This is a genomic window from Streptomyces anatolicus, assembly GCF_019400875.1.
GTDB classification, from domain to species: domain Bacteria; phylum Actinomycetota; class Actinomycetes; order Streptomycetales; family Streptomycetaceae; genus Streptomyces; species Streptomyces anatolicus.
In genome coordinates this window covers 1-5588 of the sequence record NZ_WMBF01000422.1, presented here as the reverse complement: position 1 = coordinate 5588, position 5588 = coordinate 1, and the positions used below count along the sequence as shown (strand labels likewise).

Below are 5588 nucleotides of genomic sequence, written 5' to 3'. Positions count from 1 at the left end.
CCCCCACCCCCGCCGACCTGGCCTTCGCGCGGCGCTTCATCGACTGGAACGCGATCGACCACGGGATCCAACGCGTGGACGCGTGCCGCGCGCCCTCCGGCGACCTGCTCCTCGTCGAGCTGGAGGACCTGAATCCGTACCTGTCCCTCGACCTCCTCGACGAGGAGACGCGGGACACGTTCGTGACGGCGGTGAAGGGGGCCCTTGTGGCGCGGATCGCCGCCTGATCAGCCCTGCGGGGGCGCCGGGACGTGGCTGTCGCCGAGCGGGGCGACCACCGGGCGGTCCGCGCCCTGGGGAGCGGCCGGCATGTGGCCGTCGGCGGCCGCCGGGCCCGCCGCCGCGCCCGCGGCGGCGACCGCGAGGGCCAGGGTGACGAGCGCCTTCTTGGTGCGGTTCATTTCAACTCCTGTGGGAGACGCGAGAGTTACGGTGCGCTGTGACGCTAATACCCGGCGGAGACACATGTTCGATGAATCAGGAAGTTAATCGCCACCTATTGGCGTGAACTCGCTCCGGCCGGACACCGGACATGCGTCGGCCGCGACGGCTTCCCCTCCGCGCCGCCGCGGCCGACCCCCGTCGGGAATGAAGTCTTTAGGCGTCCTTGGGCGGAGCGGGCATGTGGCTGTCGCCCTGCGTGGTGAGCGGGCCGTCCTTGGGCGGAGCCGGCATGTGGCTGTCACCCTGGATGGTGAGCTGGCCGTCCTTGGGCGGGGCGGGCATATGGCTGTCGCCCATGGTCGTGATGTCCGGGCGCTTCTTCGCGTCGCTCATGGTGGGCCTCCCGTTGGTTTTACGGTTCGCTGGGGCGAACGCCCGCTCGGCAACTCCCCCGAGGACCGCCGAACGGGCATTCCAGGGCCGCTCACCCTATTCCGTGAGGCCCAGTGCGACCCGTCTGCCCCCCGACGCGACGGATCGATGTATTGAGAATGGCAGTCGCTCATAAACGTTCGATGAACGCGTCGGACCCCCGCACGTCAGGCGCCCGCTGCCCTCGCAGGGTCGGGCCGCTGCCCTCATCGGGCGGCCCGCCGCCCTCCTCAGGCCGCCGCCACCGGGTCCAGCAGCTCGCGCACCTCTTCGGTCTCGGGCGCGCCTGTCCTCTCATGGATGGCCAGCGCCTCCCGCCAGCACGCCCGCGCGCGGTCCAGCTGGCCCAGGCTGTCCAGGGACTTGCCGAGGAGCGTGAGCACATTGGCCCGCATCCAGTCGCCCCCGATGAACCCCGTGGTCAGCGCCTGCTCCGCGTGCTGCGCCGCCAGCGTGGAGCGGCCGGACCGCAGGTGGACCTGGGCCATGCGGTAGTGCGTGGTGCCCTCCCACAGCCGCTGCCGGTTCTCCACGAACACGCCGAGCGCCTCGGTCAGCTGGTCCATGGCCTCGGCGTGGCGCCCCGAACTGCTCAGGACGATGCCCAGGGCGTACCGGGCGTTGGCGAGGCGGAAGGTGAGGCCGAGGTCGTCGTAGATCGCGATGCCCCGCCGTACGAGGTCGATCGCCGTGGCGGTGCGCCCCAGGGCGACGAGGACACGGGAGAGGTTGCACAGGGCGCTGGCCTCGCCCGCCCGGTTGCCGTCCGCGCGGAAGGCGTCGATCGCCCGGAGCAGATAGCGCTCACTGGCCGCGGGCCGGTTGAGGCAGTTGGCGGCGATGCCCAGCTCGTTGGGCGCGTTGCTGCTGGTCCACGGGTCGTCGGCGGGCTCACCGAGGGCCGTGGCGCGCTCGGCCTCAAGGCGCGCGGCCTCGAAGCGGCCCGCGTTGTTGTGCACCTGGGCCAGGGTGACCCGCGCCCGGCCCTCCGCGTGCGCGTCGCCCAGGGCGGCCGCCGCGTCCCGGGCGGCCGACGCGGCCAGTTCGTACCGCAGGGAGCTGGCGCCCGACTCCGCCAGGTCCTTGGCGGCAAGCAGCAGGTCCACGGCGCGGCGCAGGGTGCGCGGGCCGAGGGACTGCTGGACGCAGGCGAGGATGCAGGCCGCCTCCGAGTGGAGCCAGTCGAGCGCCTTCGTGTCGTCGCTGAAGTCCTGGCCCAGGTCCTCGGTGACCTCCAGGTGGTCCACCGTCCGGTCGCCGGGCCGCTCTATCGCGTACACCCTCGCCGCCGACGCCAGATAGAAGTCGAGCAGCCGCGACAGCGCCGCCTCCCGCTCGCTCGGAGGCTGCTCGTCGCGGTCGGCGCAGGCGCGCGCGTACAGGCGTACGAGGTCGTGGTAGCGGTAGCGGCCCGGGGCCGCCGACTCCACCAGGGAGGTGTCCACCAGGGATTCGAGAAGGTCCTCGGTCTCCTCCAGGGGGAGGTCGAGGATAGCCGCCGCCGCCGCGAGGGAGAGGTCGGGGCCGTCCGCGAGGCCAAGGAGGCGGAAGGCGCGGGCCTGCGTGGGCTCCAGCTGACCGTAGCCCAGTTCGAAGGTGGCCTTGACGGCCAGGTCGCCCGCCTGGAGTTCGTCGAGGCGGCGGCGCTCGTCCGCCAGCTTCGCCGCGAGCGTGGAGACCGTCCAGGTGCGGCGGGCCGCGAGGCGGGACGCCGCGATGCGGATGGCGAGCGGCAGGAAACCGCAGGCCGCGACGACGTCCAGGGCCGCCTCCCGCTCCGAGTTGACCCGCTCGTCACCGACGATGCGGGTGAAGAGGAGCAGGGCCTCCTCGGGGGACATCACGTCCAGGTCGACCAGGTGCGCGCCCGCCAGGTCGACCATGCGGACCCGGCTGGTGACCAGCGCGGCGCAGCCCTCCATGCCGGGGAGCAGGGGGCGGACCTGGGCGGCGTCGCGGGCGTTGTCCAGGAGGACGAGGACGCGGCGGCCGTCGAGGACCGAGCGGTAGAGGGCCGCCCTCTCCTCCAGGGAGTCCGGGATGGCGGAGTCGGGCGTGCCGAGCGCGCGCAGGAAGGCGCCGAGGACCGTCTCCGGCTCGGCGGCGCGCGCGCCGGCGCCCTGGAGGTCGACGTAGAGCTGGCCGTCGGGGAAGTGGGTGCGGGCCACGTGCGCCACGTGGACGGCGAGGGTCGTCTTGCCGACGCCGCCGATGCCCGCCAGCGCCGAGACCGCCATCACGCGGCCCTCGGCCGAGGAGAGGATGTCGCTCAGCTCGCCCACGAAGGAGGCGCGGCCCGTGAAGTCGGGGACGGTGGCGGGCAGCTGGGCGGGGCGCACCACGGTCGCGGCCGGTTCCGGTTCCCCGGCAGCCGGTTCCGCGAGGGCCGGGTCCGCCTGGAGGATCCGCTGCTGGAGTTCCTTGAGGCCGGGGCGCGGGTCGACACCCAGCTCGTCGTCGAGCAGGCGGCGCGTGTCCGCGTAGACCGCCAGGGCCTCCGCCTGGCGGCCGCTGCGGTAGAGGGCGAGCATCAGCAGCTCGCGCAGGCGCTCGCGCAGCGGGTGGGCGGCGGTCAGGGCCGTCAGCTCGGAGACCGCCTCCGCGTGGCAGCCGACCTCCAGGTCCATGTCGAGACGGGACTCGATCAGTTGCAGTCGCCACTCGTCGAGCCGGGTGCGCTGGGTGTCGGCGTACGGGCCGGGGACGCCGGCCAGGGGCTCGCCGTCCCACAGGTCGAGGGACTTGTTGACGAGTGTGCGAGCCTGACGCAGGTCACCTATGCCGCGGGCCTTCTCGGCCGCCGCCCACAGGTCTTCCGCGAGGGCCAGGTCGAGGGCGCCGTCCGCGACCTGGAGCGCGTAGCCCCCGGATTCGCTGACGAGAACTCCGGGGGGCAGTACTTTGCGCAGTCGCGACGCGTACGTACGTACCGCCGCCAGTGCCTGCGAAGGTGGCTCCTCGCCCCACAGGGCGTCGATCAGCTCCGATGCCGTGGCCGTGCGGCCGTCCCGCAGCAGGAGGGCCGCGAGGAGCGCCCGCTGCTGCGGTGAACCGGTGGGGAGCTGTTCCGTGCCGTACCACGCGCGCACCGGTCCGAGCACGCTGAACCGTGACGTCCGGACCTCGGGGTGCCCCTCGGTCCGTGCCCCGGGGGTGTTCCCCGAGGCCGGACGCCACTGCTCCGGTACTCGCGGTACATCGACCATCGCTCCCCCTGCCGCCCTGCCGTTCCCAAGTCCTGCCGGTCGCGGGCCTGCCCTGCCCGCGTCTTGCCTCATACGGTCATACGTCGGTCATGCCCAGGCCGTGCCTCGGTCTTGCCGTGGCCGCTTCGGGCGGCCCGGGCCGTGCCTCGGTTCGTGCACCCCGCCAGTTTGCCTTGTTCATGGCGGATGCGTCAGCCGTGGGAGACGGCTCTCACAGGGTCCTCGCACGCCGTTCCGGATGCCGCCGTGCTTCGGTGCGCCCCGGTGCGCTCCGGGGCGCGCTCCAGGGGGCGCCCGGTGGAGGGCCTGCGGGCTTCATGGCGCGGGGTGCTCCGGAGGGGGTGCTTCATGGGGCGGTGTACGACTTACTGACGCACCGTCAGATCAGCGCTACCGTGGCCCGTATGGAGACATCGGAGAGCGCGGAGACCATCCCGGGGGCCACCTCAGGGACCTTCCCGGAGATCATCTCGGTGGACGACCACACCGTCGAACCCCCGCACGTCTGGCGGGACCGGCTCCCGTCGAAGTACCAGGACCGCGGCCCTCGTATCGTCCGCGCCCCGCTGAAGGAAATGTCCTTCTTGGGCGGAAAATTCGCGCCCGTGATGGGGCGAAAAGGGGACGAGGGGCCCATCGGGGACTGGTGGGTGTACGAGGATCTGCACCGCCCGCTCACCCGCCTCGACACGGCCGTCGGCTACGACCGGGACGAGATAAAGCTGGAGGTCATCACCTACGAGCAGATGCGCCCCGGGTCCTACAGCGTGCCCGACCGCCTCGCCGACATGGACGTCAACCACGTCCAGTCCGCCCTCTGCTTCCCCACCTTCCCGCGCTTTTGCGGGCAGACGTTCACCGAGGCGGGCGACCGGGAGCTGGGGCTGCTGTGCGTGCGCGCGTACAACGACTGGATGGTGGAGGAGTGGTGCGGGCCCGAGGCCCACGGCCGCCTCATACCCCTCACCCTGATTCCGCTGTGGGACCCCGAGCTGGCCGCCGCCGAGGTGCGGCGCAACGCGGAGCGCGGGGTGCGGGCGGTCGCCTTCTCCGAGATCCCGCCGCATCTCGGGCTGCCCTCCATCCACACCGACGCGTGGGACCCCTTCCTCGCGGCGTGCGACGAGACGGGCACGGTGGTGGCCATGCACATCGGTTCCTCCAGCAAGATGCCGTCGACCTCCGCGGATGCGCCGCCGGCGGTTGGGTCCACCATCACCTTCGCCAACTGCTGCTTCTCGATGGTGGACTGGCTGATGAGCGGCAAGTTCGAACGCTTCCCGAATCTGAAGGTCATGTACGCGGAGGGCCAGATCGGCTGGATCCCCTACATCCTGGAGCGGGCGGACGTGGTGTGGGAGGAGAACCGGGGCTGGGGCGGGGTCGCCGACAAGGTGAGCAGGCCGCCGTCCGAGCTGTTCGCCGAGCATGTGTACGGGTGCTTCTTCGACGACGCGTTCGGGCTGCGGAACCTGGAGTCGATCGGGGTGGGGAACGTGCTCTACGAGACGGACTATCCGCACTCGGACTCCACTTGGCCCAAGTCCCGGGAGGTCGGGGAGGCGC

General features: G+C 72.1%; 4 protein-coding genes and 1 pseudogene. 2 read left to right on the top strand and 3 right to left on the bottom strand.

Translation table 11 applies throughout. The features are described 5' to 3' along the window. Positions 1–227: pseudogene (locus tag GKQ77_RS26545) on the top strand (hypothetical protein); the annotation flags it as partial. On the opposite strand, the gene GKQ77_RS26540 reads toward GKQ77_RS26545, so the two are convergent. From GKQ77_RS26540 to afsR, 3 genes are all read right to left on the bottom strand, one after another. Further along, on the bottom strand, positions 228–401 hold the full coding sequence (locus GKQ77_RS26540) for a hypothetical protein (RefSeq protein ID WP_219691460.1): 174 nt from the start codon (positions 399–401) through the stop codon (positions 228–230). A 196-nt stretch (positions 402–597) separates the two neighbouring features. Next, positions 598–777: a sigma-like protein gene (locus GKQ77_RS26535; protein ID WP_219691459.1), complete on the bottom strand. Its 180-nt coding sequence runs from the start codon at positions 775–777 to the stop codon at positions 598–600. Between the two features lie 269 nt (positions 778–1046). After that, positions 1047–4022, bottom strand: coding sequence for an SARP-family global regulator AfsR (afsR, locus tag GKQ77_RS26530; RefSeq protein ID WP_219691458.1), 2976 nt, complete (start codon positions 4020–4022; stop codon positions 1047–1049). A gap of 404 nt (positions 4023–4426) precedes the next feature. Here afsR and GKQ77_RS26525 point away from each other — a divergent pair. After that, positions 4427–5588 (top strand): amidohydrolase family protein (locus tag GKQ77_RS26525; RefSeq protein ID WP_219691457.1); only part of this gene is annotated, 1162 nt, incomplete at its 3' end.